The organism is Agrobacterium sp. ST15.13.013 (genome assembly GCF_027956525.1).
Classification (GTDB): Bacteria; Pseudomonadota; Alphaproteobacteria; order Rhizobiales; family Rhizobiaceae; genus Agrobacterium; species Agrobacterium salinitolerans.
This window is the reverse complement of the sequence record NZ_JAQKGP010000095.1, coordinates 1-457: the sequence shown is the minus strand read 5'-3', so window position 1 is coordinate 457 and position 457 is coordinate 1. Positions and strand designations below refer to the sequence as shown.

Genomic DNA, 457 nt, shown 5'->3' with positions numbered 1-457 from the left:
GCGGCTTCTGGACGATGCGGACAAGAACCGCAACGACGAGAATTTCGATATCGAAACCATGAGCAATATCGCCAAGATGACGCAGTTCTTCCTGCGCACGGTCGAAGAATTGCTCGCCGGCATCAAAGGCTCGTCGCCCGCCGTCACACCCGCCGCAGAAGTCGTAACGCCGGTAGCGGTGGCGGCTCGGACTCTCAGCCCCGAGGATCAGGCGAGAATTGCGATGCTTGAAGGGATCACCGAGGAGCGGCTGGTGCGTGAATTGACGGAAATCGTCAGCGAGCGCACGGGCTATCCGATCGATATGATCGGCGACCAGATGGATCTGGAGGCCGATCTCGGCATAGACTCCATCAAGCGTCTGGAAATTTTCGGCGCGATGTTCGACCGTCTGTCGAATGGCACGCGGCTTCTGGACGATGCGGACAAGAACCGCAACGACGAGAATTTCGATATC

General features: G+C 58.0%; 1 protein-coding gene. It reads left to right on the top strand.

What is annotated here, in order from left to right; genetic code table 11:
• On the top strand, window positions 1-457 hold a 457-nt coding region (locus PL597_RS26040; RefSeq protein WP_271366659.1), incomplete at both ends, for a phosphopantetheine-binding protein.